This window comes from Mycobacterium paraintracellulare (assembly GCF_000276825.1).
Lineage (GTDB): Bacteria > Actinomycetota > Actinomycetes > Mycobacteriales > Mycobacteriaceae > Mycobacterium > Mycobacterium intracellulare.
This window is the reverse complement of record NC_016948.1, coordinates 1,198,636-1,224,191: the sequence shown is the minus strand read 5'-3', so window position 1 is coordinate 1,224,191 and position 25,556 is coordinate 1,198,636. Positions and strand designations below refer to the sequence as shown.

Here is a 25,556-nt window from a genome sequence, read left to right as displayed (position 1 = left end):
GCGGCGGCGTTGAGTGTGCGTCAGCGGCGTTGAGTGTGCGCTTGCGGCGCGGCGGATCGGCGTGTCGCCGGCGCGGCTTCACAACCAGCGCCCACGTTGCACACCGAACGGCGAGGCGGGGCCTGCGCGCGCCGTGGCCGTCGGCTACCAGCCCCGGCGGCGCGGCGCCGTGCCCACCAGTTGTTGGCCCTTGCCCGTCGCCTCGCGGCTGCGATAGACGATGTAGGGCCGGAACAGGTAGACGACCGGGGCGCTGAACACGTGCACCAGCCGGGTGAATGGCCACAGCGTGAACAGCACCATGCCGATCAACGCGTGCAGCTGGTAGTCCAGCGGCGCGTTGATCATCACCTCGCCGTGCGGCTGCAGTATCCAGATCCGGCGGAACCACAAACCGACCGTGTAGCGGTAGTGGAATTCGCCGCCGTGCGGGCCGGTGCCGATCAGGTCGCAGTACAGGCCCACCACGATCGCCAGCACCAGCACCAGATACATCACCTTGTCGCTGCGGGTGGTGGCCATGGACACGGCGGGACGGGTGAACCGCCGGTAGACGAGCAGCCCGATCCCGACGAGCGTCGCGACGCCGGCGATCGAGCCGGCGATGACCGCCTGCATGTGGTAGACGTGGTCGCTCATCTTCATCAGCTGCGTGACCTTCGGCGGGATGAACAGCCCCACCACGTGTCCGGCGAAGACCGCCAGGATGCCGAAATGGAAGATGGGGCTGGCGATGCTGAGCAGTCGCGACTCGTAGATCTGCGAGGATCGTGAGGTCCAGCCGAACTTGTCGTAGCGGTAGCGCCACCAGGTCCCGACGATCAGGACCGACAGCGTGACGTATGGGGCGATATCCCAGAACAGGACGTTGCTAAACACCTGGCGTTCCTTTGCGGGGTGGCACGGTCAAGGTAAACGGTTGCAGCCCAACGGCTTCGGCGGGCGGCCCGGCCTGCGCCAGTCGCTCGGCGCGGCGCACCTCCTGATCGGTGGCCGCCGGCAGGGTCTCGCAGATCGCGGCCACGACCGGCCCGTACGATGACTCGGCCTCGGCCAGGGCGCCGCGCAGCACGTCGATCGGCACGCGGTGCTGGGTCAGCAGCCGCCGTCCGGCCTCCGGGTCGACGGTGGCGGCGAATTCGAGCACCACGGCCAGATGATCGGGGGCCTCGCCGCTCGGTGGCTGCGCACCCGCCTCGCGGTAGGCGGTGGCGAACGCCAGCATCTCCCGTCCGCGGTTGCGGGTGTCCCCCGCGGTCCAGTACGTCAGATACATGGTGGCGCGCCGGCGCATATCGAACGTCGCGACGTAGTCCATCGCCGCGGCCATCGGCTCACGGGCACGCAGCGCCGCGACCGTCTGCCCGAGGAGCGTCGCCGCGGGACCGCTGATATGGCCGAGGATTTCGTCGACGGCGTCCAGGCGTTCGGTGAACCCGTCGTCCGGGTAGGCCAGCAGGAGCGACGCCGCCTGCCACACCAGGCGGTCCTGCATCGCCCGGCCGGTGGAACGCTCCCGGAGCGCGGACAGCAGCCTCACCGCTTCTGCTCCTCGGGGAACATTCCCGCGGGCACCTGGCCGCCGTCCCAATTGAGCAGGTTCACCCGAGGCCGGGCGGCGTGAGCGGGTTCTGCTTCCGCGGAGCCGCCGCGCTGGAGCGCGTGGAAGGTTTCCACCGACACCGGTATCGGTTCGGATTCGTACATACCCGGGCCGCCCTCGCCCGTCAACGAACAGCCCATCTCCTCGAGCTCACGGGCCTGCGGGGCGAACGCCGTCGGAATCACGTAGCGCTCTTCGTATTTCGCGATGGCGAGCAGCCGGTACATCTCGTAGATCTGCTCTTCGGTCATGCCGACCGAATGCGGGATGTGCGGCTGGGTGTCGCGGCCGAGGTTGATGTCGCGCATGTAGGAGCGCATCGCCGCCAGCCGCCGCAGCACCCCTTCCACGACGGCGGTATCGCCGGCGGTGAACAGTTCGGCGAGATATTGCATCGGGATGCGCAGCGCGTCCAGCGCGCCGAACAGGTTGCCGATGTCCTCCCCGTCGTGCCCGTCACGGCTGACCGCGTCGACCACCGGCGACAGCGGCGGGATGTACCAAACCATCGGCATGGTGCGGTATTCCGGGTGCAGCGGCAACGCCACCTGGTAGGTGTGGATCAGCGCGTAGATCGGGGAACGCTGCGCGGCCTCGATCCACTCGTCGGGGATGCCCTCGGCCCGGGCACCGGCGATGACGTTCGGATCGTTAGGGTCCAGCAGGATCTCGCACTGCGCCCGATACAGATCGGTGTCTTTTTCCACCGACGCCGCTTCCAGCACCCGGTCGGCGTCGTAGAGCACCACGCCGAGGTAGCGCAGCCGGCCCACGCAGGTCTCCGAGCAGATGGTCGGCAGCCCGACCTCCATGCGCGGATAGCACAGCGTGCACTTCTCGGCTTTGCCCGTCTTGTGGTTGAAATAGACCTTCTTGTAAGGACATCCGGACACGCACATCCGCCAGCCGCGGCAGCGGTCCTGGTCCACCAGCACGATGCCGTCCTCGCTGCGCTTGTACATCGCGCCCGACGGGCACGACGCCACGCAGGAGGGGTTGAGGCAGTGCTCACAGATCCGGGGCAGGTAGAACATGAAGGTCTCTTCGAGCTTGAGCTTGATCTCCTCGTTGACCTTCTTCAAGATCGGGTCCCCGGCCAGGATCTCCGACGAGCCGGCCAGGTTGTCATCCCAGTTCGGCCCCCACGAAACCTTCATCGGCTCACCGCTGATCGCGCTTCGGGGCGCGGCGGTCGGGAACGTGTCACCCGCGGGAGCCGTGGTCAGGTTCTCGTAGTCGTAGGTCCACGGTTCGTAGTAGTCGCCGATGACGGGCAGCTTCGGGTTGGCGAAGATGCGCAGCAGCTTCTGGATGCGGCCGCCGTCGCGCAGCCGCAGCCGGCCCTTCTTGTCGCGAATCCAGCCGCCCCGCCAGCGCTCCTGGTCCTCGTAGGTGCGCGGATAGCCTTGGCCGGGACGGGTTTCGACGTTGTTGAACCACACGTATTCGGTGCCGGGCCGGTTGGTCCACGCCTGCTTGCAGGTCACCGAGCAGGTGTGACAACCGATGCACTTGTCGAGGTTCATCACCATCGCCAACTGCGCCATGACCTTCATCAGTACGTCACCTCCTGGCTGCGGCGCCGCACGACGGTCACCTCGTCGCGCTGGTTGCCGGTCGGCCCCAGGTAGTTGAACGCGAAGGCGTGCTGGCCGTAGCCGCCGGCCAGGTGGCTGGGCTTGATCCGCACCCGGGTGAGCGCGTTGTGGTTGCCGCCCCGCTTGTTGTTGGTTTCGGTGCGCGGGGTGTCGATGGTGCGCTCCTGGACGTGGTAGACGTACACCACCCCGTCGGGCATCCGGTGCGAGACGATCGCCCGGCACACGTAGATGCCGTTGACGTTCACCGCTTCGACCCAATCGTTATCGCGCACTTGGATTTTCGCTGCGTCGCCGGGGCTCATCCACATCGTCGGGCCGCCGCGGGACAACGAGAGCATGTAGAGGTTGTCCTGGTAGGTGGAGTGGAAGGACCACTTCGAGTGCGGCGTCAGGTATCGCACCGTGAGCCCGATTCCGTCCTCGGTCGGCCCGAGTGTCGGTGCGCCGAACAAGCGCGCCATGTCCAGCGGCGGGCGGAAGACCGGCAGGTGCTCGCCGAGTTCCTCGACCCAGTCGTGGGCGAGATAGAAATGCATCCGCCCGGTCAGGGTGTGGAACGGCTTGAGGTTTTCGATGTTGATGGTGAACGGTGCGTAGCGGCGACCGCCCGTTTCGCTGCCCGACCATTCCGGGCTGGTGACCACGGGCACGGGCCGCGCCTGGGTGTCGGCGTAACTGATGCGCTTGTCCTCGCTGCCCTCGGCCAGGTGCACCAGCCGCTGTCCCGTGCGCTTTTCCAGCTCGTGGAAACCCTCGACCGCCAGGCGCCCGTTGGTCGTCCCCGACAGCAGCAGCAGTACGTCGGCCATCCGGGCGGCGGTGGTCACGGCCGGGCGGCCCGCTGCCACACCGGATTTGAGCACGCCGAACTTGGCGGCGAGCTCCTCGACCTCCCGGAACGGGTGCACGGTGATGCCCTTGGTGGTCAGCCCGAACTTGTCGACCAGCGGCCCCAGCGTCAGCCACTTGTCGTAGATGGCGCCGTAGTCACGTTCCACCACGGTGAGCTTGCCCATGGTGCGGCCCGGCACCGGCGTCGCACCGGTGCGCAGCCAATCGGATTCGGTGCCATCGGGATAGGCCATCGCGTCGGGCGTGTCGTGCTGCAGCGCGCTGAGCACCACGTCGGTGCGGGTGCCCAGATGCTCCTTGGCCATGGCGCTGAAGGCGCGGGCGATGGCGCCGAAAGCGTCGAAGTCCGAACGAGTTTCCCAGGGCGGGTCGGTGGCGGCGCTGAACGCGTGCACGTAGGGGTGCATGTCGGTGCTGGAGATGTCGGACTTTTCGTACCAGGTCGCCGCCGGCAGCACGACGTCCGAAACCAGGGTCGTCGACGTCATCCGGAAGTCGATCGACATCATCAGGTCGAGCTTGCCCTCGGGGATGTCCCCCTCGCACGTCACGTCGACGGGCCGCACCCCGTCCTCGGGCGGCAGCGCCGATGCGTTGGAGTCGGTTCCCAGCAGGTGGCGCAGGAAGTATTCGCCCCCCTTGCCCGACGACCCGATCAGGTTCGCGCGCCACACGGTGAGCACCCGGGGCCAGTTGACCGGGTTGTCGGGATCGGTCACCGCGAGTTTGAGTTCGCGCTGGCCGAGCTGCTCGGCCACGTAGTCGGCGACGTCGCGACCCGCGGCGCGCGCCTCGTCGGCGACGTCCAAACTCGACCGGTCGAACTGCGGGTAGTACGGGCTCCATCCCATGGCCACCGACGACGCCAGCAGGTCCATGGTGTGCTTGCCCGCGAAGCGCCCCCGGCCCACCGGGCTGGACAGCTTGTCCGCGCCGTAACCGTCATAGCGCCATTGGTCGGTGTGCGCGTACCAGTACGAGGCGCCGGGCACCTGGCGCGGCGGGCGCACCCAGTCGGTGGCCATCGCCATCGTGTGGAATCCGGTGAGCGGGCGCACTTTTTCCTGGCCCACGTAATGGGCCCAGCCGCCCCCGTTGCGGCCCATCGACCCGGTCAGCATCAGCAGCGCCAGCACCGCGCGGTAGATGGCGTCGGCGTGGAACCAGTGGCAGATGCCCCCGCCCATGATGATCATGGAGCGGCCGCCGGATTCCTCGGCGCTGTGGGCGAATTCCCGCGCGACGCGGATGGCTTGGGCGGCCGACACACCGGTGATCGCTTCCTGCCACGCCGGGGTGTTCTGCTGCGTCGCGTCGTCGTAGCCGGTGGGCCATTCGCCGGGCAACCCCGCGCGGGCGACGCCATACTGCGCGAGCATCAGGTCGAAGACGGTGCACACCATGTGCTTGCCGATGCGGCGCACCGGGACACCGCGCGCCACGGTGGTGCCCTCGCCGTCGACGGTGTCGAAGCTGGGCATGTGCACCAGCGCGGTGCTGCCCTCCCCGTTGGAGCCGTGCGCGTCGCGCACGCTGAGCGCCGGCACCAGGTCACCGAGGTCCAGGTTCCACTTCCCGACACCGGATTCGCCGTACCGAAATCCCAGCGAACCGTGTGGCACCACAACGGAATTGGTCGTTTCGTCCAGCACCGCGGGCTTGAGTGCCGCGTTCTCGACCGCCTCGCCCAGGTCCGCCGCCGTCAGGTTCTTGCCCGGCACCAGCATGTCGCCGCGTTCTTCCAGCTTGATCAGGAACGGCAGATCGGTGTAGCGACGCGAATAGTCGACGAAGAACGGAACCTGCTTTCGCACATAGCATTCCGAGAGAATGACGTGCCCCATCGCCATGGCCAGCGCCCCGTCGGTGCCCGCCGCGCACGGCATCCACTCGTCGGCGAACTTGGTGTTGTCGGCGTAGTCGGGGCTGACGGTGACGACCTTGGTGCCGCGGTAACGCGCCTCGGCCATCCAGTGCGCGTCGGGGGTCCGGGTGATCGGCACGTTGGAGCCCCACATCATCAAATACGCTGCGTCCCACCAATCTCCGGATTCGGGGACGTCGGTCTGGTCGCCGAACACCTGCGGTGAGGCCACCGGGAGGTCGGCGTACCAGTCGTAGAACGACGTCATCGGAGCGCCGATCAGCTCGAAGAATCGCGAGCCGGCGGCATACGACACCATCGACATCGCCGGGATCGGGGAGAATCCGGCGACCCGATCCGGGCCGTAGGTCTTGATGGTGTGCACGTGGGCGGCGGCGATCAGCTCGGTGGCCTCGGCCCAGGTGACGCGGACCAGTCCGCCCTTTCCGCGCGCCCGCTGATAGCGCCGGCGCCGTTCGGGGTCGGCCTGGATGTCGGCCCACGCCAGCACGGGATCACCCAGGCGCGCCTTGGCCTCCCGGTACATCTCGACCAGCACGCCGCGGGCGTAGGGATAGCGCACCCGGGTGGGCGAGTAGCTGTACCAGGAGAACGACGCACCGCGGGGGCAACCCCGCGGCTCGTACTCGGGGCGGTCCGGACCCACCGACGGATAGTCGGTCTGCTGGGTTTCCCAGGTGATGATCCCGTCTTTGACGTAGATCTTCCAAGAGCAGGACCCGGTGCAGTTCACGCCGTGCGTGGAGCGAACCACCTTGTCGTGGCTCCACCGGTCGCGGTAGAACACGTCGGCCTCGCGGCCGCCCCGCCGCGTCACGGTGCGCAGGTCGGCCGAGATCTCGCCCGGCGTGAAGAACCGCCCGCTGCGCTCCAAGAGCTCCTCGAGCACTCCACCAATGTGCGGTGTGGCAGTCAAGAAGTACTCCTCCTCGTCGGTAGCGTCGCGCCGCGTCGCCCGGCCCTGTGCGTGGCCCCAGTTGAGTTGTGTTCGGCGATCAGCCCCGTGAGCCGCCCGTCCGCACCAACTCGGATCGGCTCAGCCATCGGCATTTCGGGCCCGCGGGCCGGGCGGCGATACCGCACCAGCATAGGTCGATGTGCGCGGGGCGATCACCTTCGCCGCGCGCGGTGAGTCTGCGAGAAACAGGGTCATGAGCATCGGTTTTCGCGCACGCGAAGGCCTCCCGGTCGGGCACCGAGCCGGGACGGCAAAGGTCTGGACAACCATCTGGCTAGTTATCGGCACGCACATCCAGGGCAGATTCGTGTGGCGTTATTACAAGTCATTTTGTTGCCTTCAGTTCACTGTGGCGACCTGCAACGCGGCTGTACATCAGCTGCGGGAAGTCTGTGGACTTGTTGCCAGGCCCGTTCACAGGGCGCCGGCCAGGGCCGGAAGCCAGCCCCGGTCGGCCGGCACCCAGTCGAGATCGTGCAGCTCAGCGGCTGTGATCCAGCGCAGGGCCCGGTGCTCACGCGCGTCCGGACGGCCGCCGAGCAGATGCACCCGGTAGGCGCGCAGCGTGATCCCGCCGTCCACCGCGATGTCCGCGCCGAGCCGCTCGCCCACCGCGACGTCGCCCGCCGCCAAACCGAGCTCCTCGGCCAGCTCGCGGGCCAGCGCGTCGCGCTCGGTCTCACCGGGCGCGACCTTGCCCCCGGGCAGCTCCCAGCGCCCGGCCAGCTCCGGCGGGCGTACCCGCTGTGCCACCAAGACGCGCGCGTCGCGGATGAGGGCGCCCGCGACGACGATCTGGTTCGGCATGGCCAGTGACGGTATACCGTCGCGTCCTGGCTGTGTTATCGCGCGGCCACCACGGCTGGCACCGAGGTTGGCGCACTCATTCGCGGCGCGCTGTGAAGGCCGGCGTTGTCTGGGTATGCACTAGGTCGGCCGATCGCACTCAGTGAGGAGAAGCGCCATGCCCAACGTGTTCATCGAACCGCGACCAAAGGGCCGCGACGGAGACCCGATCACGCACTACGTCGTCGAGGACCACGGCGACAGCGAGCTCCACCAGAGCCAAACCCAGCAGGAGGCCATCGACTGGGCGAAGCAGCAGGGCCATTCACCCCTCGTCGCCCGCGTCCGCCATCTCAGCGACAAACAGAAGCCCGACCAGTGGCGGGGAGTCTAGGTCCTGACGTCCCGGATCTCCGTAACATTCTCGGTAGCAAGGATTTTGGACAACAGAACGGTGACGAGTCATGGCTGTGTTAACGGATGAGCAAGTAGACGCCGCATTGCCCGATCTGGACGGATGGGAGCGTGCCGACGGCGCCCTGCGCCGCTCGATCAAATTCGGAAGCTTCCTGGCCGGCATCGATGCGGTGCGCCGCGTCGCCGAGCACGCGGAAAGCAAGGACCACCACCCCGACATCGATATACGCTGGCGGACAGTGACTTTCGCTCTCGTCACCCACTCCGAGGGTGGCATCACCCAAAACGATATCGACATGGCCCGCGACATCAACGGGATCGTCGACAGCTAGCCGGCGGCCCGTACCCCGGGCGCGGCGTCTCGGCCGCGGTTGCCGGTGGCCGCGATCCAGATCAGCGTCGCCACCGCGGCCGCGGTGTAGATCAGCCCGGCCCAGGCCAGATACCACGGGCGGCCGATCTGCCAGATGGTCGGTTGAGCGAAGCTCAACAACCACGGCACGCCGATCAGGGTGAGCGCCAACCACGCCCAGCCGGCGATTCGCGCCCCGCGCAGCGTGCGCCCCGCGCCGTGGATCGCCCAGATCATCAACGGCACCAGCCACACCCAGTGGTGGGTCCAGGAGATCGGCGACAGCAGCAGCCCGAACAGCTCGACCACGATCAGCCTGCCCAGCTGATCGGCGGCGTCCAGCGCGCGCCAGGCCAGGACGGCCAGCACCGCGGTGACGACGAGCGCGACCACCAGCGGCGGCCCGAATCCGACGTCGTGGCCCAGGATGCGTGAGATGGCGCCGCGCCACGATTGATTGAACGAGGTGGCGATGGGACCCACCCGGTGAGCGTCGCCCAGTAGTTCGGTGAAGTAGTAGCGGGTCTGGTCGCCGACGACCACGACCGAAATCCCAACGGTGGCAACGAAAACGACCGCCGAGAACACCGCCGCGCCCCACCGCCGGGCGCCGGCCAGATAGACCCCGGAGATCGCGGGGGTCAACTTGATTCCGGCGGCCGCGCCGACCAGCAATCCCGACAGCCACCATCGCGTGGTGTAGACCGCCCACAGCACCGCGGTCATGAGCAAAACATTGACCTGACCGTAGTCGAATGTGCTGCGCAGCGGCTCAATCCAGATCGTGATCGCCGTCCACGCCATCGCCAGTCGGCGGCCGCGGGGACCGGCCGGCGCGGCCGTCAGGCGCTGGCTGATCCGGATCGCGCCGTACAGGGCGGCCATGGTCGCGATCTGCCACAGGAATGCGACGAGCCCGAACGGCAGCAGGTGCAGCGGGTAGAAGACGACGGCCGCGAAGGGCGGGTAGGTGAACGGCAGCGGGAAGTCCGGCGTCTGGTCGGCGTAGACGTAGCTGTACAGGGTGCCGGGATGGTCGATCGCGGCGGCTCCGCCGAGGTAGACGTGCAGGTCGACGAAGTTCGCGCCGTTGGGGGCCAGGTACGTCCAGGCCAGCCGCGCCGCGACGCTCGCGATGAGCAGGATCGGCGCGGCCACGACGAGGCGATTCGCCAACCGCTGGGTGATGGGTGCCGCCGCGGCGGCAGAGATGGTGTCTATCCGCCCGACTTTAGCGATCAAACCATGCGGCGCGGCCCCGTCGGTCCCCCGATGACCCATGCACATCTATGCAGTGCGCGCCATTTCGCGCGTTCGGTCACCGCTCCCACTCGTATCCGTAACGAATAAATAAATGCCACACGTGTCACTTGAGTCCCATCTGCATCAAAGTAGCTTCAGCGCCGGGACCTGTAATCGATCAATCAGGGAGAGTCATGCCAACCATCTGGACTTACTTGCGTGCAGCCGCCGTCCTGGCCGGTTCGTCCGCAGCACTATTGACGGGCGGTATCGCCCACGCCGACCCCGTGCCGGCTCCGGCGGTGCCGAACATTCCGCAGCAGCTGATCAGCTCGGCGGCCAACGCACCGCAAATCCTGCAGAACCTCGCGACCGCGCTCGGCGCCACGCCGCCCGCGGCGCCCGCCACACCGGGCATCAGCTTCCCGGGTGTTCCCTCGGCCGCCTCGCCGGCCTCGGCGACCACGGCGGGCATCCCGTCGATCCCCGGCCTGACGCCGGCGGCACCCGCCGCTCCCGCGTCATCTCCGGCGGCGGTGCCGTCCATTCCGGGGCTGGCGCAGTCGGCGACGCCCGCCGCGCCGGCGTCACCCTCCGCGGCGAGCGGCATTCCGGGGATGATTCAGGGCCTGACCGGCGCACAGCCGGCGGCCGCGAGTCCGGCCGCGCCGGCCTCGTCGATCCCGGGCCTGCCCGCGATCCCGGGGCTGTCGGCGCCGAGCGCGCCGGCCACCCCGCCCGCACCGCAAATCCCGCAGGCGCAGGTCAACATGCCGGCGATGCCGGCGGGCCTTCCGGTCAACGTGCCCCCGCAGGTGCGGCTTCCGCAGGATCTGCCGGCGCTGGCCTCGGGCCAGACCCCGGCGGCACCAGCCGCTCCGGCCGCACCCGCGCCGGCCGCCAGCCCGGCCGGACCGGCAGCGCCGCTGCTCGCCGCACTGCCTTGAGCAGCGTCGTCATCGGCCTAACCCACCACTGAGAACCGAAGGACAACCGTGGCAACCACTTGGAATCTGTCCAAAGGTTTGGCCGCTGTCGTCACGGCATCGGTTGCCGCGCTCGGGCTTTGCCCGAGCGCGGCAGCCGACCCGGCGGCGCCGCAGCCGACACCACAATCCAGCGCGGCCCAACAGCTGCCGGGGCTGCCTGCCCTGTCGCAGCTCAGCCCGCTCATCCAGCAGGCGGCCGGCGACCCGCAGCAGGCGACACAGCTGCTCATGGCCGCCGCGCAAGCCTTCGCCCACAGCCCGACCGCTCCCAGCGAGTCCAAAAACGTGGCGGCGGCGGTGAATCAGTTCGTCCAAGAGCCCACCGCGCCGGTGCAACACGTTCCGGCGACCGGGGTGGAACCCGGTTCGCAGGCGCACCTGCCGGCCGGGATCAACCCGGTGCACGCGGCGGGTCCCGCACCCCAGCCGGCACCCGAGGCGCACCTGCCGGCCGGCGTCGACCCGGCGCACGCGGCCGGGCCCGCACCCGCCGCCGCGCCGGCGCCCGCGCCCGCCCAGCCCGCGAATGTGCCCGTCGCGGCGCCGATTCCGGCACCACCAGCACCCGCCGCCGCACCCCCGGCACCGGAGGCCGCCCCGGCGCCCGCACCCGCGCCGGACGCCGCCCCGACCGCGGCCGCCCCGGGATTCGGCGCCGACACGCCGCCCACGCAGGACTTCATGTATCCCTCGATCGGCACCAACTGCCTGGCGGATGGCAGCAGCGCCATCGCCACCGCGCTGTCGGTCGCGGGCCCGGCCAAGATTCCGCTTCCCGGCCCGGGGCCCGGCCAGACCGCCTACGTGTTCACCGCGGTCGGCACGCCCGGACCCGCCGAGGTGCAGAAGCTGCCGTTGAACGTCACCTGGGTGAACCTGACCACCGGCAAGTCAGGCACCGTCGCCCTCAAGCCGCGACCGGACATCAACCCGGACGGGCCGACGACGCTGAGCGCGATCGCCGACACGGGCTCGGGCAGCATCATGTCGACGATCTTCGGTCAGGTCACGACCAAGGAAAAGCAGTGCCAGTTCATGCCCACGATCGGCTCGACGGTGGTGCCGTAACACACCGGCGCCGTCACCGTTTCGCCGCCTGCGAACGCGCGTGTCCCCGCACCGGGGTCACGCGCGTTCGCTTTAGTACGCCATGAACAGGATCGCGTCGCGGTCGTATTCGAGGCCGGGATGAACGCTGGCGAGATGAGCCTGGGTCAGTTCGACCAGCTCGTCCTCGTCCTTGCCGACAATGGCCTCGCCGCACGGACACGTTATGTGTGTCTTCACGTTGCTGCCCTTCCCTTCTGTGCACCGACTACTTCGCCGCTTTGGCTGCCGCCTTCATCTGCTTCTTATAGGCACGCACCGCGCCCATCGACTCGGCGTCGACGATATCGGCGACGGAGATGTGCGTGCCCGCCTTGCCGAACTCGCCGGCGGCCGCGCGCCAGCCCTTCGGCGTCACGCCGTACTGCTTGCCCAGCAGCGCCAGAAAGATCTGCGCCTTGACCGCACCGAAACCGGGCAGCGCCTTGATGCGCCGCAGCAGCTCCTCGCCGTCGGGGTCACCCGAGGTCCACAAGCCCGCGGCGTCACCGTCGTAGCGGTCCACGATGATCTGGGCCAGGGTCTGGATACGTTTGGCCATCGATCCCGGAAAACGGTGTATCGCAGGTCTTTCCGAGCACAGCGCGGCGAACTTGTCCGGGTCGTACTCGGCGATCTCGTGAGCGCCGAAACCGCCCATGCGGTCCGCGATCTTCTTCGGTCCCGAAAAGGCGGTCTCGAACGGCACCTGCTGATCGAGGACCATCCCGATGAGCAGGGCCAACGGATTCTCGTCCAGCAGCGCGTCGGCCTCGGGATCTTGAGCCAGCCAAAGTTTCACCGTCAACGACCTTCCTTTCGGTGAACACCCTACGACCGAGACCGGTTGGTGCGACAGCAACCACCGAAACCGCGCCTACGATCAGCACCCTAACCGTCGAGTTATCGTGACGTGGTGGTGGATGAGGCCCGATTGGAGCTGATGCTGGCCCGCGACGAACTGCACGCGCTCGTCACGTCCTACTGCCGCGCCGTCGACCGCGCCGACTACGAAGGCCTGCGGGAGATGTATCACCCCGACGCGACCGACTCGCACGGCTCGTTCTCGACCGGCGGTGTCGAACAGTTCATCGCGCAGTTGCAGGCCGCGCAGCCGTATGTGCGTGTCTCCCAACACAACATCACCACGACGAACTTCGTGGTCGCGGGCGAAAAGGCCCACGGTGAGGTCTACTGCCTGGTGTTTCACACCTTCGCCGGTCCCGACCACGACGTCGACGTCATCATCGGCGGCCGGTACCTGGACGAGTACACCAGGCACGACGGCCGTTGGAAGTTCAGCCGGCGCACCATCGTGGCGGACTGGGCCTACCAGAACGACCCGTCCCGACTGGACTTCGGACATCCCAGCACCCGAGGAAGCCTGCGCGGCAAACCGGGGCGAGACGACCCCTCGATCGGCCTGTTCTGCCCACCCAGCGGCTAGGCGAATCGGGCCGTCTACCAACGAGTCTCGGGGGTCAGCCGCTCTTGCGGCGGAACTCGCGCCGGTTACCCGCCGCGCCGTGCGCCCGGGACTGCTTGCCGGCGCCGTCCTTGTGGTCGGATCCGGTCGAGGATTTCGCCATCTTGCGGTCGAGCGCTTCGCGGAACTTGCGCTTGGTGTCCTCGTCCGACCCGGGCGGTTCAGAAGCCCCCGAAGCCTTGGACGACTGTGAACCCTGCCGGGCATTCGATGCGGCCATAGGGGCAGCTTAGCCCCGGTTTGACGGGCGGGCGCGCAGGCGGCGCGGCTACCGCATGCCGGGCGGCATGCCGTACAGGTGCGAGATCGGCAACGTCAGCAGCACCCGCCGATCGGTGACCATCGCCTGCCGGTATTCGTCCCAATCGGGATGTTCGCCGGCGATGTTGCGGTACAAGGCAATCAACGCCTCCACGGTGCTGTCGCCGGGCGCGGCCGCCGGGGGGGTCAGTTCGGCGGTGCCCTCGGCGACGGCGTACGACCAGCCGTCGTCGGCGTCGACCAGGATCGACGCCCGCGGGTCCCGGCGCAGGTTGCGCGTTTTGGCGCGCGGCTCGGTGATCGACACCTGGATCGCCATGCTGCGCGGGTCGAAGTGGTAGCTCACGTTCGACAGTTGCGGTCGCCCGTCGCGCTTGATGGTGGCCAGCACCCCGAGGGAATGTCCGCTTATCAAGGCCAGCAGCTTGTCGTCGAAGACTTGGCGTCCCATGACGAAAGCCTACGTCGCGCGCCGCCCGGGCGGCCCGGGATGGTCGTCCCCCGGCCGGGCTGGTGGAATCGGGGCATGACCAAGTACGCGGCGTTTCTGCGTGGCGTGAACGTCGGGGGCGTCAATCTGAAGATGGCCGAGGTGGCGGCCGCGCTGACCGACGCGGGCTTCACCGAGGTGCGAACCGTGTTGGCCAGCGGCAACGTCGTGCTGGAGTCGTCGGCCGGCGTGGCGGCGGTGCGCAGGAAGGCCGAGGCGGCGTTGCGCGAACGGTTCGGCTACGACGCCTGGGTGCTCGCCTATGACATCGGCACCGTGCGCGAGGTGGTCGACGCCTATCCGTTCGAGCGCGACGCCGACGGCTACCAGTCCTACGTCACGTTCGTCGCCGATAACGCGGTGCTCGACGAGCTCGCCGCGCTGGGTCAGGAGGCCGGCCCGGACGAGCGGATCAGCCGCGGTGACGGCGTGGTCTACTGGCAGGTCCCCAAGGGCGGCACCCTGGACAGCACCATCGGCAAGACGATGGGCAAGGCGCGCTACAAGTCGTCGACCACGACGCGCAACCTGCGCACGCTCGACAAGGTGCTGCGCTGAGCGGTACTACCGCATGGGCTGCGCGCCAACGCTTTTCGATGCCGAACGGTAGCGCTTACTCGTCGGGCACCGATTCGATGTAGCGCAGGGCATCGGCTTTGTCCAACCCGAGTCCGCGCGCTACCCGGACGTACTCGCGTGCGGCGGCGGCCATGGCGGCGTCGGTCGGGTCGTAGCGGGCGACGAATGTGCCGAAGCGGCCGCGGGTTTCGATGATGGCGGCGGTCTCCAGCTCGCGGTAGGCGCGAGCCACGGTGTTGACCGCGACCCCGAGCTGGCCGGCCAGGTCCCGCACGGTGGGCAGGCGCGTGCCCGGCGGCAGCGCGCCCTCGCGGACCCCGTCGATAACCTGCGTCCTGAGCTGGTCGAACAACGGCTTGCCCGCCTTCACGTCGACCCGCAACCAGTCACCCAGCTCCACCCGTTCAGTATCCCCCACCTCCGGCTATCTTGGTGGGATGCGCGTAGCGGTGCTCAGCGGCGCGGGGATCTCCGCGGAAAGCGGTGTGCCGACGTTCCGCGACGACAAGAACAGGTTGTGGGCCCGCTTCGATCCCTACGAGCTGTCCAGCACGCAACGGTGGCGCGACAACCCCCAGCGCGTCTGGGGCTGGTACCTGTGGCGGCATTACCTGGTCGCCGACGTGCAACCCAATGCGGGTCATCGCGCCATCGCCGCCTGGCAGGACGACGCCCGGGTCACCGTCATCACCCAGAACGTCGACGACCTGCACGAGCGCGCCGGCAGCGGCTCCGTCCACCACCTGCACGGGAGCCTGTTCGAATTCCGTTGTGCGCGTTGCGCTGAGCCATACAGCGGCGCGCTCCCGCACATGCCCGAACCGGCGCTCGAGGTGGAGCCCCCGGTGTGTCATTGCGGCGGCCTGATCCGGCCCGACATCGTGTGGTTCGGTGAACAGTTGCCCGACGAGCCGTGGCGGCGCGCCGTCGAGGCGACCCAGTCCGCCGACGTGATGGTGGTGGTCGGGACGTCGGCGATCGTCTATCCGGCGGCCGGGCTCGCGGAGCTGGCGCTGGCGCGCGGCGCCGCCGTCATCGAGGTCAATCCCGAAGTCACGCCGCTGTCGGCCAACGCCACCCTCAGCATCCGCGAATCGGCGAGCCAGGCGTTGCCGGGACTGCTGCAGCGGCTGCCCGCCCTGCTGAACTAGGCGGGCCGGCGCGCGCGGCCCAGCAGGAGTTCGGACACCGGCATCGGCGCCCAGACCGGCAGCGTCCACTCCCGCCGCGAGGTGTCGACTTCGAATCCCGCGTCGAGGATCGAGCGTTCGGTGTCGCGATGGGTGTGGCAGTTGCCAAACAGCCGGGGCCACAACGTCGCATCGACGAAACGCTGAAAGCGGCCCCGCGCGCCGGCACTGGCGATGTGCTCGAGGTAGCGCAGTTCCCCACCCGGTCGCAGCAACGAGTACAGGCGCCGCAGCACGGCGCCGGGGTCACGCACCGAGCACAACACCAGCGAGCACACCACCGCGTCGAACGGCTCACCGGCGCTGAGGCTTTCGGCCGTCTCGCCGGAAACGATCACCCGGGCGGGGGCCGCGTCGGCGGCGGCGCGGGCCCGCGCCGCCAGCCGCGGTTCGGGCTCCACCGCGATGACCTCGTCGACCGAGGCCGGATAGTGCGGAAAGTTCGTCCCGATCCCCGCGCCGAGCTCCAACACCCGGCCGGACAACCCGGCCAGGTTCTCCCGGCGCAGGACCCGGATCGCCTCGGCTTCATGGTTGGCGACGAAAGGCCAGACGCGCGCGAAGAAGGGATTGTCGACCGCCGTTGTCATACGTGGGTGAACCTTCCGACTCGGATGACGCCCAGAATAGGGTTCGGCGCCGGGACAGGCCGGACGTTAACCGATATTGGGCACCGGCTCCGCGAGCGCCGCCCCGGCGACGGGCTCGGGGGTGGGCGGGCGGGGCGCGGGGTCGACGCCTTCGCTGATCCCGAACCGATCGTGCAGCCACGCCAGGGGCCGGGGCGCCCACCAGTTCCAGCGGCCCATCACGTGCATGAAGGCCGGGACGACCACCATCCGCACCAGGGTGGCGTCGGCGAAGACGGCCAGCACCAGGCCCAGACCGAACATCCGCATGAACGAGACGTGCGCGGCGATCAGCGCGGCGAACGACATCGACATCACCAACGCGGCCGCGGTGATGACCCGACCGGTGCGGGCGACGCCGAGGGCCACGCTCTCGTCGTTGGCGGCGTGGGCCTGCTTCGGGGTGGGGCGGGCGGGCCGGGCGGCGCCGGACGCCAGCCAGTATTCGCGGATCCGGGAGAGCAGGAAGACCTCGTAATCCATCGACAGCCCGAAGGCGATGCAGAACAGCAGCACCGGCATGTTGGCGACCAGCGTCCCGCTCGGCGTGGTGCCCAGCGCACCGAGATGGCCGTCCTGGAAGATCCACACCAGCGCGCCGAACGCCGCGGTCAACGACAGGAAGTTGCACGCGAGCGCCTTGATCGGCAGCAGCACGCTGCCGGTGAGCAGGAACAGCAGCACGAAGGTGATCGCGGCCATCAGCCCGAGGACGAGCGGAAGCCGTTCGGTCACGGCGTCGACGCTGTCGCGGTTGACCTGCGCCACCCCGCCCATCTCGACGGCCCGCCCGGCCGGTCCGGGGACGTCGTGCAACCGTGCGAGCTGGGCGTCGTTCGCCGCGGAGAACAGCGGCGCCGTGCTGCTGACGGTCAAAAAGGCGCTGCCCTGGGCCAGCCCGGTCGCCCCGGCCGGTGGCCCCACCCGATTTCCGCCCGTGAAGGTGCCCCCGGGCGCGGACACGGCCGCCACGTCGGGCACGCGCGAGAGCGCGGCGGCGTAGCTGTCGAAATCCCCGGGATTCAGGCCGGAGGCATCGGGGACGACGACGGGCACCGACGTCGCGGAATCGTCGGCGAAGTCGTTGCGCAACCGGTCGCCGACCTGGTGCGCCGACGCCGAGCGCGGCAGCACCCGGTCGTCGGGGAACCCCCACTTCACCGAGAAGAACGGCAGCCCGAGCAGCAGGAGCAGGCCGACGACGGCCAGGCCGACCGGCGCCCAGCGGCGCATCACGAACTTGCTCGACCGATACCAGAACAGTTGCTCGACGGGCTTTGGCGCCGGCTCGGGTCGCCGCAGCATCCGCCGCAAGAACCGGCGCACATTGAACGCGTCCAGCCGGTCGCCCAACAGCACGATCGCGGCGGGGGTGATCACGATCGAGGCGGTGGCGACGAAGGCGACCGTGGCCACCCCGGCGTAGGCGAACGACTTGAGGAAGTACATCGGGAAGGCCACCGTCGCCGACATCGACAGCGCCACGGTGACCGCGGAGAACAGCACCGTGCGGCCGGAGGTGGCCATCGTCCGGATCAGCGCCTGGTCGCGGTCGTGGCCCTCGGCCAGTTCGTCGCGGTAGCGGCTGACGATGAGCAGCGTGTAGTCGATGGCCAGCGCCAGGCCCAGGGCGGTGCTGAGGTTGAGGGCGAAGATCGACACCTCGGTGGTGAAGGTGATCAGGCGCAACACCGACATCGAGCCGACGACGGCAAGCGCGCCCAGCGCCATCGGCAACGCGGCGGCCAGCAGCCCACCGAACACCCAGATCAGCACCACGAAGCTCAGCGGCAGCGCGATCATCTCCATCACCAGCAGGTCGTCCTGGTTCTGCTTGTTGATCTGGGCGTACTGCATGGCCGCGCCGCCGGCGCGGACGGTCACCCCGTCGCGGTCGTGGACGAACTGGTCCGACAGCGTCTGCGCGTTGTTCTGGACGAAGTTTTCGCCGCCTTTGAGGTTGACCACGATGAGGCCCGACTTGCCGTCGCGGCTCACGAGATCGGCTGGGGCCGCGCCGGTCCACGGCGAGGACACGTTGTAGACCAGCGGGGACCCTTGGAGTTGGTGGACGAGGTCGGTGCCCACCGCGCGGGCCTGTTCGCTGTTGGTGCCGCCGGGGGCAGTCACCAGGATCAGCATCTGCTGACCGCTCTGCCCGAACTTGTCGGTCAACACGGCGATGGCGCGGGCGGACTCCGAGTCCGGATCCTGGAAGCCGCCGGGAGACAAGCTCTTGGCGACGGGAACGCCGAAGACGGCCGCGGCGATGAAAACCAGCACCCCGATCGCGATGATCCGGCGCGGCGCCGCGATAGCGACTCGGGCGATTTTCTGCAGCATTGTGAGCCCTTCCGCTGCCGGTGCCCCGTTGCGCTGGCGGCTGGCTAGTCCGCGACAACGTAACAAACGCTAATGTCCACGCGTCGAACAGTGTTGTCCTTAAGCACGCAGGCGGGCGGGTGGATCGTTCAACGCCGCATTTTCTAAACCGGTAGAACGGTAAGAGTCCGGCCAGAAAATTGTGTCGCAAATAAGCAGCTCAGGGCGCAAATCCCAGCGGAAATGGCGGCCACCCTACCCGCGGGTAAATTGCCACCATTTTCCGAATCGTGACTCAAAGTTTCCTTAAGGGTGGCCCATACGCTCAGTGTCATGTGGATCGACGACACAAGTGCCGACGTCATCAAGGTCGACTTCGAGGCCCTCTACCACGGCGACGTGCTGGTGGAAGGCGAGACCTCGGAGCAGTTCGACGAACTGCAAGCGGCGAGCTGAGGCAGACCATGAGCATGCTCGCACGGCTGTTAATGGCCGAACCCTCCGTCAGTCGGTGGTTCCGCAAGTAACCATCGATCGTGGTCATCACGAAAGCCCCCCGCCGACGCGGGGGGCTTTCGTTTTGTCCGACGGCGGCACGCGCCTAGCGCGGCGCCATGCGAATGGCGCCGTCTAGGCGGATGACCTCGCCGTTGAGCATCGGGTTCTCGACGATGTGCACGGCCAGCGCGCCGTACTCGTCGGGGTCGCCCAGCCGGGCCGGGTGCGGCACCTGCTTGCCCAGCGAGGCCTGCGCCTCCTCGGGCAGCGAACCCAAAAGCGGGGTCTTGAACAGCCCGGGCGCGATGGTCACCACACGGATGAGCTCGCGCGAGAGGTCGCGGGCGATCGGCAGCGTCATGCCGACCACGCCGCCCTTGGATGCCGAGTAGGCGGCCTGGCCGATCTGGCCCTCGAACGCCGCGACGGAGGCGGTGTTGATGATGACGCCGCGCTCTGGGCTCGTTTCGGGCCCAATGGGTTCGGTCCTGGCGATGCGCTCGGCGGCCAGTCGCAGCACGTTGAAGGTGCCGATCAGGTTGACGCCGATGACCTTCTTGAACCCGTCCAGCGGGAACGGGCCGTCCTTGGACAGCGTCTTGATGGCGTTGCCGATGCCGGCGCAGTTGACGTTGATGCGCAGCGTGCCCATCGACTCCGCGGCGTCCAAGGCCTTGCCGACGGCGGCCTCGTCGGTGACGTCGGCCTCGACGAAGCGGGCGCGCTCGCCCAGCTCGCGGACGGCGTCCTCGCCACGCAGGTCGATCACCACCACCTGGGCGCCCCGGTCGAGTAGCCGCTTGGTGGTGGCCAGGCCCAGCCCTGAGGCGCCCCCGGTGACGACGGCGACGGCGTCTTTGATCTCCATGCGAGTCCTTCCCTGATTTCCTGGATTCCAGCCAACTGGTTGGTTGGGACTATACCCAGTCGTTGAGTACGGCTTCGGCGTCGGCCACCGGCGTCGCGGGGCGCGGTGTCTCGGGCGCCGTGCGGGAGAACCTTGGCGCCGGCCGCGGCTGCAGGCCGCCGTCGACCTCGTAGAAGGTGTCCCGCTCGGTGATGTGCGGCTCGGTCTGCACCTCGCCGAAGGCCAGCACCGGCGTCACGCACGCGTCGGAGTCGGCGAACACCTTGGCCCAGTGGTCGCGGTCCTGGCTGGCGAATTTCTCGGTCAGCACCGCCCGCAGTTCCGGCCAGCGGCCGACGTCGTTCTGCCCGGGCAGGTCCGCGCCGTCCAGCCCCAGCCCGGCGAGCATGGCGGCGTAGAACTGCGGCTCGATGGCGCCGACCGCGACGCAGCGCCCGTCGGCGCATTCGTAGGTGTCGTAATACGGGGCGCCGCCGTCGAGCAGGTTGGTGCCGCGCGCGTCGGTCCACATGCCCGACGAGCGCATCTGCCACATCATCTGGACCAGCACGCTCGAGCCGTCCACCATCGCCGCGTCGACGACCTGCCCCTTGCCGGACGTCTGCCGCTCCCACAGCGCCGACAGGATGCCCAGCAGCAGGAACATCGAGCCGCCGCCGAAGTCCCCGACGAGGTTCAGCGGCGGGACGGGCCGTTCGTTCACCCGGCCGATGGAGTGCAGGATGCCGTTGAGCGAGATGTAGTTGATGTCGTGGCCGGCCTGCTGGCTGCGCGGGCCGGTCTGACCCCAGCCGGTCATCCGCGCGTAGACGAGGCGGTCGTTGACCTTCGCGCAGTCCTCGGGGCCGAGGCCGAGCCGCTCGGTGACGCCTGGGCGGTAGCCCTCGATCAGCACATCGGCCTTGGCGATCAGTTTGAGGACGAGACCGCGGCCTTCGTCGGACTTCAGATCGGCGGTCACCACGCGGCGGTTGCGCATCATGGCGTCCTTGGCGACACCCCCGGGGCCCGAGGAGGGACGATCGATGCGCACCACGTCGGCACCCAGATCCCCCAGGATCATCGCGGCGTGTGGGCCCGGCCCGATGCCGGCCAACTCGACGACACGCAACCCCTTCAACGGTCCAGCCATGATCCACCGACCTTTCGTCCGCTCTGACGACTCCGACCGTTCGTGCTCAAACAACCGGTCGTTCGACATCTTCGCAGCCGTGCCCGTGGCCCGCGCAGCCCGGTCACTTATGGTGAGCCCATGCCTTCATCCGCGATCGCCACCCTCGCCCCCGTCGCCGGCCTCGACGTCACGCTGTCCGGCGGCGTGTTCTCGGTGACCATCAACCGGCCCGACAGCCTGAATTCCCTGACCATTCCGGTGATCACCGGGATCGCCGACGCGATGGAGTACGCGGCGACCGACCCCGAGGTCAAGGTGGTGCGGCTCGGCGGCGCCGGACGCGGCTTCAGCTCCGGTGCGGGCATCAGCGCCGACGACGTGTCCGACGGGGGCGGCGTCCCGCCGGACGAGATCATCCTCGAGATCAACCGGCTGGTGCGCGCGATCGCCGCGCTGCCCCACCCGGTGGTCGCGGTCGTCCAGGGCCCCGCCGCCGGGGTGGGCGTTTCCATCGCCCTGGCCTGTGACGTCGTATTGGCTTCGGAGAGCGCGTTTTTCATGCTCGCCTTCACCAAGATCGGCTTGATGCCCGACGGCGGCGCGTCGGCGTTGATCGCGGCCGCGATCGGGCGGATCCGGGCCATGCAGATGGCCTTGCTGCCCGAACGGTTGACCGCCGCCGACGCGTTGTCCTGGGGGCTGGTCACCGCGGTCTATCCGGCCGACGACTTCGAGGCCGAGGTGGACAAGGTGATCGCACGGTTGTTGGGCGGCCCAACCGTCGCCTTCGCCAAGACCAAGCTGGCGATCAACGCGGCCACGCTCACCGAACTGGATCCGGCCCTGCAGCGGGAGTTCGACGGGCAGTCGGTGCTGCTGAAGTCCCCCGACTTCGTCGAGGGCGCCACGGCCTTCCAACAGCGCCGCACGCCCAACTTCACCGACCGCTGACGGCCGTCGCGCCCACCCGCCGCGACGCTTGAGCCCGCGCCGATGCGGTAACCCTCTCGTCAGGAGAACGACGGCTGACGAGCGGAGAATCGATGCCCGAACAGGTGCGGTGCCTGGTGACCGGAGCGACCGGCTACATCGGCGGGCGCCTGGTGCCCCGGCTGCTGGACGCGGGACATCACGTTCGGGCCTTGGCGCGCAACCCGGACAAGCTGGCCGAGGTGCCGTGGCGGCAAGGGGCGGAGGTCGCGCGCGGCGACCTCGGTGACGTCGATTCGCTCATCGCCGCCTGCGACGGGATCGACGTGGTGTACTACCTGGTCCACTCGATGGGAACGTCGAAGGACTTCGCCGCCGAGGAGACCCGCGCCGCCCGCAATGTCGTGACGGCCGCCCGGCGCACCGGGGTGCGCCGGATCGTCTACCTCAGTGGCTTGCATCCCGAAAACGCTGATCTCTCACCGCATCTCGCGTCGCGCAAGGCCGTCGGCGAGGCCCTCATCGACTCCGGCGTCGAGACCGTGGTGCTGCAGGCCGGGGTGGTCATCGGGTCGGGGTCGGCGTCGTTCGAGATGATCCGGCACCTCACCGACCGGTTGCCGGTGATGACCACACCGAAGTGGGTGCACAACCGGATCCAGCCGATCGCGGTGCGCGACGTGCTGCACTACCTGGCCGCCGCGGCGACCACCCCGGTCCCGAAGTCGCGGACCTGGGACATCGGTGGCCCCGACGTGTTGGAGTACGGCGACATGATGCGCGTCTACGCCGAGGTCGCCGGGCTGGGCAACCGCTACCTGTTCGTGCTGCCGTTTCTCACCCCGGCGATCGCCAGCCTGTGGGTGGGTCTGGTGACCCCGATCCCGTCCGGCCTGGCCCGGCCGCTGGTCGAGTCGCTGGAATGCGATGCGGTGACCCGTGATTCCGACATCGACGACATCATCGCCCCGCCGCCGGGCGGGCTCACCGGATACCGCCGCGCGGTCGAGTTGGCGCTGCGGCGGGCCGCCCGCGGCGTCCCCGAGACCAGCTGGTCCTCGCTGCGGTCCGAGCCGGCCGAGCCGTTGCCCAGCGACCCCGACTGGGCCGGCGAGATCGTCTACACCGACGTGCGGACCGCGATCGCCGGCGCCGCACCCGGCGACGTGTGGTCGGCGGCCCGCGCCGCGGCAACCGCCCGCCGGTGGCAGCGACGCCTACCGCTTAGCGGCTGGACGGTCGAGGAAAGCGATCCCGGCGTCGGCCTGCGGCTGCACTCCACGCCGAGTCGAGTGGGCCGGGCCTGGCTGGAGATCACGACGCGGCCGCACGACGGCGGCGCCAGCCGGTACACGCAACGGCTGATCTTCGTGCCGCGCGGCGTCCTCGGCCGGATGTACCGGCGCACGGTGTGGCCGTTGCGCGTCGCGGCGCTGCGGGGCCTGGCGCGCGACGTCGTCACGCCGGGGTGACTCAGACCCCGAACATCGGCGGCAGGACCAGCACCATGATCAGCCCCCAGCCGACGTGGGTCAGCACCGGCGCCAGCACGCCGCCGCTGGCCCGGCGCTCCAGCGCGCACACCGTCCCGAGGATGATCGCGGCAAATCCCAGCATGGGGTTGCCGCTGGCCATGGTGGCGGCGGTGTAGAGCAGCGTGGAGATCAGCACCGGGTGATAGCGGCCCAGCGCGGTGTAAAGCGCGCCGCGGAAGAACAGCTCCTCGGCGACGCCGTTGATCACGGTGATCAGCACGACCAGCAGGAAGGACCCCTGATGGGCGAAAAGCAGGACCCGGGTGATCAGGTCGGAGACGGCCGGGATCTCTCGGGCGATCAGCCCACCCACCACGAACGCGCCAGCGACGAGCAGGCCGACGGTCGTCCCGGTGATGACCGGCCGCTGGTTGCGGCCCCGCCAGCAGATGCCGCCCAGGTGCAGCGGGCCGGAGACCAACGCGCCCGCGGTCCACACCGCCGCGAGCGCCAGCGTCAGCCAGTAGAAGCTGGCCTCCCCCGGATGGCGCCGCAACGAATACCCCAGCACCGCCGCGCCGACCACCAGCGTGATCGCGACGATGACGCGGCGCCGCCGCACGACGGACGGCGATTCATGATGGGGCACAGCAACATTGGTGATCGCGCGCCGCAACTCGGCGAAGACGCTGCTGTGGTAGGGGGCCGTTGACTGGCTCATGCGGGACGCACCTTCGGGGTCAGGGCGATCAAAATGTCGAGGCCGGTGCGAAGCGCTCCGGCAACCGGACCGGGGACCCTGTTCACCAGCCCCAGGGTCGGCCGCGCGATGGACGGTGTGACGCGCTGAGCGAGTTGGCGGAGGCGCCGCGCGTCGCCACCGGCCCAGGCGGCGTCGGTGTTGGCGAGGTCGTGCGGATCGGCCAGGGCGTTGACCGGGCGCGGCCGCTGATTGGAGAGGCCGCGCAGCGCCAGCGCGATGGCGTCGTCGATCCCGAGCAGGCCGCCGGGCGGATCGGGTACCCGGTCGCGCAGGTCGCTGACCGACGCCACCATCGGGTGGTCCAGCGACTCGACCAGGTCCCCAGCCAGGCCCGGGGGCACCGGCAGGGCGACGCCGGTGATCAGCGAGGCCAGCCCCGTGTCGACCCTGCCGACCGGCAAGCCGGTGTGCCAGCGCCCGGAAATACGGGCGTAGGTCTTCAGCAGCCGCCGGTAGGAGGTGGTGTCGGGCCCCGAGATGTCGTAGGCCCCCGCAGGCACCCGGTCACGATCGGCCGCGGCGACGAGATAGTGCAGGACGTCGCGGATCGAGATCGGGTCGATCGGGTTGTCCATCCAGCTCGGGATCGGGATGACCGGGAAGCGGTCCCCCACGTAGCGCATCATCTCGAACGACGTCGAGCCGGCGCCGATGATCATCGCCGCGCCAAGCCACACCAGCTCCGGGCCGTCGGGGACAGCGAGCGCCTCGGCCACCTCGGCCCGGCTGGTCAGGTGCTCGGATAACGCCTCGTCGGCGGGCACGAAGCCGCCCAGGTAGACGATGCGGCGCACCCCCGCGTCGCGGGCCGCGGTCGCGAGGTTGGCGGCCGCGGACTTGTCCGCGTCGCGGAAACCGGGCTGACCGATGGCGTGCACCAGGTAATACACCACGTCAATGGGGTCGCAGCCGGCGAAGGCCGCCCGCAGCGACTCCGGGTCGGCGGCGTCGAGGGTCACCGGTGTGATGTCGTCGAACCAGCCGAAGCGCTTGAGCCGCAACGGGTTTCGCGTGGCGGCCACCACCTGGTGCCGGTTTTCCAGCAGCGCCGTGACCAGCCGTGATCCCACATAGCCGGTGGCACCGGTGACCAGAACCCGCATACCCCGACCCTAGCCCGACGATCTGGCCCGTGGCCCGCGCGACGCAAAGACGAATTTGAACCGGTGCGGCACCGGCA

At 69.1% G+C, this 25,556-nt stretch carries 27 protein-coding genes; 10 read left to right on the top strand and 17 right to left on the bottom strand.

Annotation, left to right across the window (positions count from 1 at the left end):
- Positions 1 to 144: 144 nt before the first annotated feature.
- From narI to OCQ_RS05980, 5 genes are all read right to left on the bottom strand, one after another.
- Complete coding sequence (gene narI, locus OCQ_RS06000) at positions 145 to 879, bottom strand: respiratory nitrate reductase subunit gamma (RefSeq protein WP_008254506.1); 735 nt, start codon at positions 877 to 879, stop codon at positions 145 to 147.
- Positions 872 to 1,540 carry a nitrate reductase molybdenum cofactor assembly chaperone gene (gene narJ / locus OCQ_RS05995; RefSeq protein WP_041784830.1) on the bottom strand — a complete coding sequence of 223 codons (669 nt, stop codon included), beginning with the start codon at positions 1,538 to 1,540 and terminating at the stop codon, positions 872 to 874. The genes narI and narJ overlap by 8 nt, the downstream gene beginning before the upstream one ends.
- Complete coding sequence (gene narH, locus OCQ_RS05990) at positions 1,537 to 3,159, bottom strand: nitrate reductase subunit beta (RefSeq protein ID WP_014384039.1); 1,623 nt, start codon at positions 3,157 to 3,159, stop codon at positions 1,537 to 1,539. The genes narJ and narH overlap by 4 nt, the downstream gene beginning before the upstream one ends.
- The gene (locus OCQ_RS05985) at positions 3,159 to 6,857 is read right to left on the bottom strand and encodes a nitrate reductase subunit alpha (RefSeq protein ID WP_041784829.1); all 3,699 of its coding nucleotides are present in this window, start codon (positions 6,855 to 6,857) and stop codon (positions 3,159 to 3,161) included. Before OCQ_RS05985 ends, narH begins: the two co-directional genes overlap by 1 nt.
- Before the next feature lie 456 nt (positions 6,858 to 7,313).
- On the bottom strand, positions 7,314 to 7,706 hold the full coding sequence (locus OCQ_RS05980; RefSeq protein ID WP_014384037.1) for a (deoxy)nucleoside triphosphate pyrophosphohydrolase: 393 nt from the start codon (positions 7,704 to 7,706) through the stop codon (positions 7,314 to 7,316).
- A 157-nt stretch (positions 7,707 to 7,863) separates the two neighbouring features.
- On the opposite strand from OCQ_RS05980, the gene OCQ_RS05975 reads away from it, so the two are divergent.
- Both OCQ_RS05975 and OCQ_RS05970 read left to right on the top strand, forming a co-directional pair.
- Positions 7,864 to 8,079 (top strand): hypothetical protein, encoded by a 216-nt coding sequence (locus OCQ_RS05975; RefSeq protein ID WP_008254496.1) that lies wholly within the window; start codon positions 7,864 to 7,866, stop codon positions 8,077 to 8,079.
- A gap of 70 nt (positions 8,080 to 8,149) precedes the next feature.
- Complete coding sequence (locus tag OCQ_RS05970) at positions 8,150 to 8,434, top strand: 4a-hydroxytetrahydrobiopterin dehydratase (RefSeq protein WP_009952356.1); 285 nt, start codon at positions 8,150 to 8,152, stop codon at positions 8,432 to 8,434.
- On the opposite strand, the gene OCQ_RS05965 is transcribed toward OCQ_RS05970, so the two are convergent.
- A complete protein-coding gene (locus OCQ_RS05965; RefSeq protein WP_407937423.1) occupies positions 8,431 to 9,741 on the bottom strand; it encodes a mannosyltransferase in 1,311 nt (436 codons plus the stop codon). The genes OCQ_RS05970 and OCQ_RS05965 overlap by 4 nt on opposite strands.
- A gap of 149 nt (positions 9,742 to 9,890) precedes the next feature.
- Here OCQ_RS05965 and OCQ_RS05960 point away from each other — a divergent pair, with 149 nt between their 5' ends.
- Positions 9,891 to 10,643, top strand: a complete 753-nt coding sequence (locus OCQ_RS05960; RefSeq protein WP_038535309.1) for a hypothetical protein — start codon at positions 9,891 to 9,893, stop codon at positions 10,641 to 10,643.
- A 48-nt stretch (positions 10,644 to 10,691) separates the two neighbouring features.
- Positions 10,692 to 11,753 (top strand): Rv1157c family protein, encoded by a 1,062-nt coding sequence (locus OCQ_RS05955; RefSeq protein WP_014384034.1) that lies wholly within the window; start codon positions 10,692 to 10,694, stop codon positions 11,751 to 11,753.
- Between the two features lie 72 nt (positions 11,754 to 11,825).
- Here the strand turns inward: OCQ_RS05955 and OCQ_RS25840 are convergent, their stop codons facing one another.
- Both OCQ_RS25840 and OCQ_RS05950 read right to left on the bottom strand, forming a co-directional pair.
- Positions 11,826 to 11,972 (bottom strand): hypothetical protein, encoded by a 147-nt coding sequence (locus OCQ_RS25840; RefSeq protein WP_003875447.1) that lies wholly within the window; start codon positions 11,970 to 11,972, stop codon positions 11,826 to 11,828.
- Positions 11,973 to 12,000: 28 nt separating this feature from the next.
- Positions 12,001 to 12,573 carry an HhH-GPD-type base excision DNA repair protein gene (locus tag OCQ_RS05950; RefSeq protein ID WP_014384033.1) on the bottom strand — a complete coding sequence of 191 codons (573 nt, stop codon included), beginning with the start codon at positions 12,571 to 12,573 and terminating at the stop codon, positions 12,001 to 12,003.
- A 111-nt stretch (positions 12,574 to 12,684) separates the two neighbouring features.
- Here OCQ_RS05950 and OCQ_RS05945 point away from each other — a divergent pair, with 111 nt between their 5' ends.
- Positions 12,685 to 13,218, top strand: a complete 534-nt coding sequence (locus tag OCQ_RS05945; protein ID WP_009954635.1) for a nuclear transport factor 2 family protein — start codon at positions 12,685 to 12,687, stop codon at positions 13,216 to 13,218.
- A 34-nt stretch (positions 13,219 to 13,252) separates the two neighbouring features.
- On the opposite strand, the gene OCQ_RS05940 is transcribed toward OCQ_RS05945, so the two are convergent.
- Both OCQ_RS05940 and OCQ_RS05935 read right to left on the bottom strand, forming a co-directional pair.
- Complete coding sequence (locus OCQ_RS05940) at positions 13,253 to 13,477, bottom strand: DUF5302 domain-containing protein (protein ID WP_009954636.1); 225 nt, start codon at positions 13,475 to 13,477, stop codon at positions 13,253 to 13,255.
- Positions 13,478 to 13,525: 48 nt separating this feature from the next.
- Positions 13,526 to 13,969 (bottom strand): PPOX class F420-dependent oxidoreductase, encoded by a 444-nt coding sequence (locus OCQ_RS05935; RefSeq protein WP_008254475.1) that lies wholly within the window; start codon positions 13,967 to 13,969, stop codon positions 13,526 to 13,528.
- Positions 13,970 to 14,044: 75 nt separating this feature from the next.
- Here OCQ_RS05935 and OCQ_RS05930 point away from each other — a divergent pair, with 75 nt between their 5' ends.
- The gene (locus tag OCQ_RS05930; RefSeq protein ID WP_014384032.1) at positions 14,045 to 14,566 is read left to right on the top strand and encodes a DUF1697 domain-containing protein; all 522 of its coding nucleotides are present in this window, start codon (positions 14,045 to 14,047) and stop codon (positions 14,564 to 14,566) included.
- 55 nt (positions 14,567 to 14,621) lie between these two features.
- Here the strand turns inward: OCQ_RS05930 and OCQ_RS05925 are convergent, their stop codons facing one another.
- Positions 14,622 to 14,987: a GntR family transcriptional regulator gene (locus tag OCQ_RS05925; protein WP_008254464.1), complete on the bottom strand. Its 366-nt coding sequence runs from the start codon at positions 14,985 to 14,987 to the stop codon at positions 14,622 to 14,624.
- A gap of 37 nt (positions 14,988 to 15,024) precedes the next feature.
- On the opposite strand from OCQ_RS05925, the gene OCQ_RS05920 reads away from it, so the two are divergent.
- The gene (locus OCQ_RS05920; protein WP_014384031.1) at positions 15,025 to 15,738 is read left to right on the top strand and encodes an NAD-dependent deacylase; all 714 of its coding nucleotides are present in this window, start codon (positions 15,025 to 15,027) and stop codon (positions 15,736 to 15,738) included.
- On the opposite strand, the gene OCQ_RS05915 is transcribed toward OCQ_RS05920, so the two are convergent.
- The gene (locus tag OCQ_RS05915) at positions 15,735 to 16,367 is read right to left on the bottom strand and encodes a class I SAM-dependent methyltransferase (RefSeq protein WP_014384030.1); all 633 of its coding nucleotides are present in this window, start codon (positions 16,365 to 16,367) and stop codon (positions 15,735 to 15,737) included. The two genes, OCQ_RS05920 and OCQ_RS05915, sit on opposite strands and share 4 nt — an antisense overlap.
- Positions 16,368 to 16,433: 66 nt before the next feature.
- A complete protein-coding gene (locus tag OCQ_RS05910; RefSeq protein WP_014384029.1) occupies positions 16,434 to 18,749 on the bottom strand; it encodes an MMPL family transporter in 2,316 nt (771 codons plus the stop codon).
- 312 nt (positions 18,750 to 19,061) lie between these two features.
- Here OCQ_RS05910 and OCQ_RS27195 point away from each other — a divergent pair, with 312 nt between their 5' ends.
- A complete protein-coding gene (locus tag OCQ_RS27195) occupies positions 19,062 to 19,184 on the top strand; it encodes a hypothetical protein (RefSeq protein WP_003878506.1) in 123 nt (40 codons plus the stop codon).
- A 145-nt stretch (positions 19,185 to 19,329) separates the two neighbouring features.
- Here OCQ_RS27195 and OCQ_RS05905 read toward each other — a convergent pair whose 3' ends face one another.
- Together OCQ_RS05905 and OCQ_RS05900 are read right to left on the bottom strand one after the other, a co-directional pair.
- Positions 19,330 to 20,094 carry a 3-hydroxyacyl-CoA dehydrogenase gene (locus OCQ_RS05905; protein ID WP_014384028.1) on the bottom strand — a complete coding sequence of 255 codons (765 nt, stop codon included), beginning with the start codon at positions 20,092 to 20,094 and terminating at the stop codon, positions 19,330 to 19,332.
- A 49-nt stretch (positions 20,095 to 20,143) separates the two neighbouring features.
- Complete coding sequence (locus tag OCQ_RS05900; RefSeq protein ID WP_041785413.1) at positions 20,144 to 21,226, bottom strand: CaiB/BaiF CoA transferase family protein; 1,083 nt, start codon at positions 21,224 to 21,226, stop codon at positions 20,144 to 20,146.
- Positions 21,227 to 21,346: 120 nt separating this feature from the next.
- Here OCQ_RS05900 and OCQ_RS05895 point away from each other — a divergent pair, with 120 nt between their 5' ends.
- The gene (locus tag OCQ_RS05895) at positions 21,347 to 22,159 is read left to right on the top strand and encodes an enoyl-CoA hydratase (RefSeq protein WP_009954649.1); all 813 of its coding nucleotides are present in this window, start codon (positions 21,347 to 21,349) and stop codon (positions 22,157 to 22,159) included.
- 92 nt (positions 22,160 to 22,251) lie between these two features.
- Entirely contained in the window at positions 22,252 to 23,610 is a 1,359-nt protein-coding gene (locus tag OCQ_RS05890; RefSeq protein ID WP_014384026.1) for an NAD(P)H-binding protein, read from the top strand.
- A gap of 1 nt (position 23,611) precedes the next feature.
- Here OCQ_RS05890 and OCQ_RS05885 read toward each other — a convergent pair whose 3' ends face one another.
- Positions 23,612 to 24,334 (bottom strand): CPBP family intramembrane glutamic endopeptidase, encoded by a 723-nt coding sequence (locus OCQ_RS05885; RefSeq protein ID WP_014381995.1) that lies wholly within the window; start codon positions 24,332 to 24,334, stop codon positions 23,612 to 23,614.
- Positions 24,331 to 25,479: an NAD(P)H-binding protein gene (locus tag OCQ_RS05880; protein ID WP_014384025.1), complete on the bottom strand. Its 1,149-nt coding sequence runs from the start codon at positions 25,477 to 25,479 to the stop codon at positions 24,331 to 24,333. The genes OCQ_RS05885 and OCQ_RS05880 overlap by 4 nt, the downstream gene beginning before the upstream one ends.
- Between the last annotated feature and the right edge of the window lie 77 nt (positions 25,480 to 25,556).

Excerpts from the sequence above, each read along its gene's own strand:
- narH (WP_014384039.1), bottom strand. The coding sequence starts at position 3,159 with ATGAAGGTCATGGCGCAGTTGGCGATGGTGATGAACCTCGACAAGTGC.
- OCQ_RS05895 (WP_009954649.1), top strand. The coding sequence starts at position 21,347 with ATGCCTTCATCCGCGATCGCCACCCTCGCCCCCGTCGCCGGCCTCGAC.
- OCQ_RS05975 (WP_008254496.1), top strand. The coding sequence starts at position 7,864 with ATGCCCAACGTGTTCATCGAACCGCGACCAAAGGGCCGCGACGGAGAC.
- OCQ_RS05880 (WP_014384025.1), bottom strand. The coding sequence starts at position 25,479 with ATGCGGGTTCTGGTCACCGGTGCCACCGGCTATGTGGGATCACGGCTG.
- OCQ_RS05900 (WP_041785413.1), bottom strand. The coding sequence starts at position 21,226 with ATGGCTGGACCGTTGAAGGGGTTGCGTGTCGTCGAGTTGGCCGGCATC.
- OCQ_RS05915 (WP_014384030.1), bottom strand. The coding sequence starts at position 16,367 with ATGACAACGGCGGTCGACAATCCCTTCTTCGCGCGCGTCTGGCCTTTC.
- OCQ_RS05930 (WP_014384032.1), top strand. The coding sequence starts at position 14,045 with ATGACCAAGTACGCGGCGTTTCTGCGTGGCGTGAACGTCGGGGGCGTC.
- OCQ_RS05920 (WP_014384031.1), top strand. The coding sequence starts at position 15,025 with ATGCGCGTAGCGGTGCTCAGCGGCGCGGGGATCTCCGCGGAAAGCGGT.
- OCQ_RS05965 (WP_407937423.1), bottom strand. The coding sequence starts at position 9,741 with ATGTGCATGGGTCATCGGGGGACCGACGGGGCCGCGCCGCATGGTTTG.
- OCQ_RS05940 (WP_009954636.1), bottom strand. The coding sequence starts at position 13,477 with ATGGCCGCATCGAATGCCCGGCAGGGTTCACAGTCGTCCAAGGCTTCG.
- OCQ_RS27195 (WP_003878506.1), top strand. The coding sequence starts at position 19,062 with ATGTGGATCGACGACACAAGTGCCGACGTCATCAAGGTCGACTTCGAG.
- OCQ_RS05885 (WP_014381995.1), bottom strand. The coding sequence starts at position 24,334 with ATGAGCCAGTCAACGGCCCCCTACCACAGCAGCGTCTTCGCCGAGTTG.
- OCQ_RS05910 (WP_014384029.1), bottom strand. The coding sequence starts at position 18,749 with ATGCTGCAGAAAATCGCCCGAGTCGCTATCGCGGCGCCGCGCCGGATC.
- OCQ_RS05960 (WP_038535309.1), top strand. The coding sequence starts at position 9,891 with ATGCCAACCATCTGGACTTACTTGCGTGCAGCCGCCGTCCTGGCCGGT.
- OCQ_RS05980 (WP_014384037.1), bottom strand. The coding sequence starts at position 7,706 with ATGCCGAACCAGATCGTCGTCGCGGGCGCCCTCATCCGCGACGCGCGC.
- OCQ_RS05905 (WP_014384028.1), bottom strand. The coding sequence starts at position 20,094 with ATGGAGATCAAAGACGCCGTCGCCGTCGTCACCGGGGGCGCCTCAGGG.
- OCQ_RS05970 (WP_009952356.1), top strand. The coding sequence starts at position 8,150 with ATGGCTGTGTTAACGGATGAGCAAGTAGACGCCGCATTGCCCGATCTG.
- OCQ_RS05935 (WP_008254475.1), bottom strand. The coding sequence starts at position 13,969 with ATGGGACGCCAAGTCTTCGACGACAAGCTGCTGGCCTTGATAAGCGGA.
- OCQ_RS05890 (WP_014384026.1), top strand. The coding sequence starts at position 22,252 with ATGCCCGAACAGGTGCGGTGCCTGGTGACCGGAGCGACCGGCTACATC.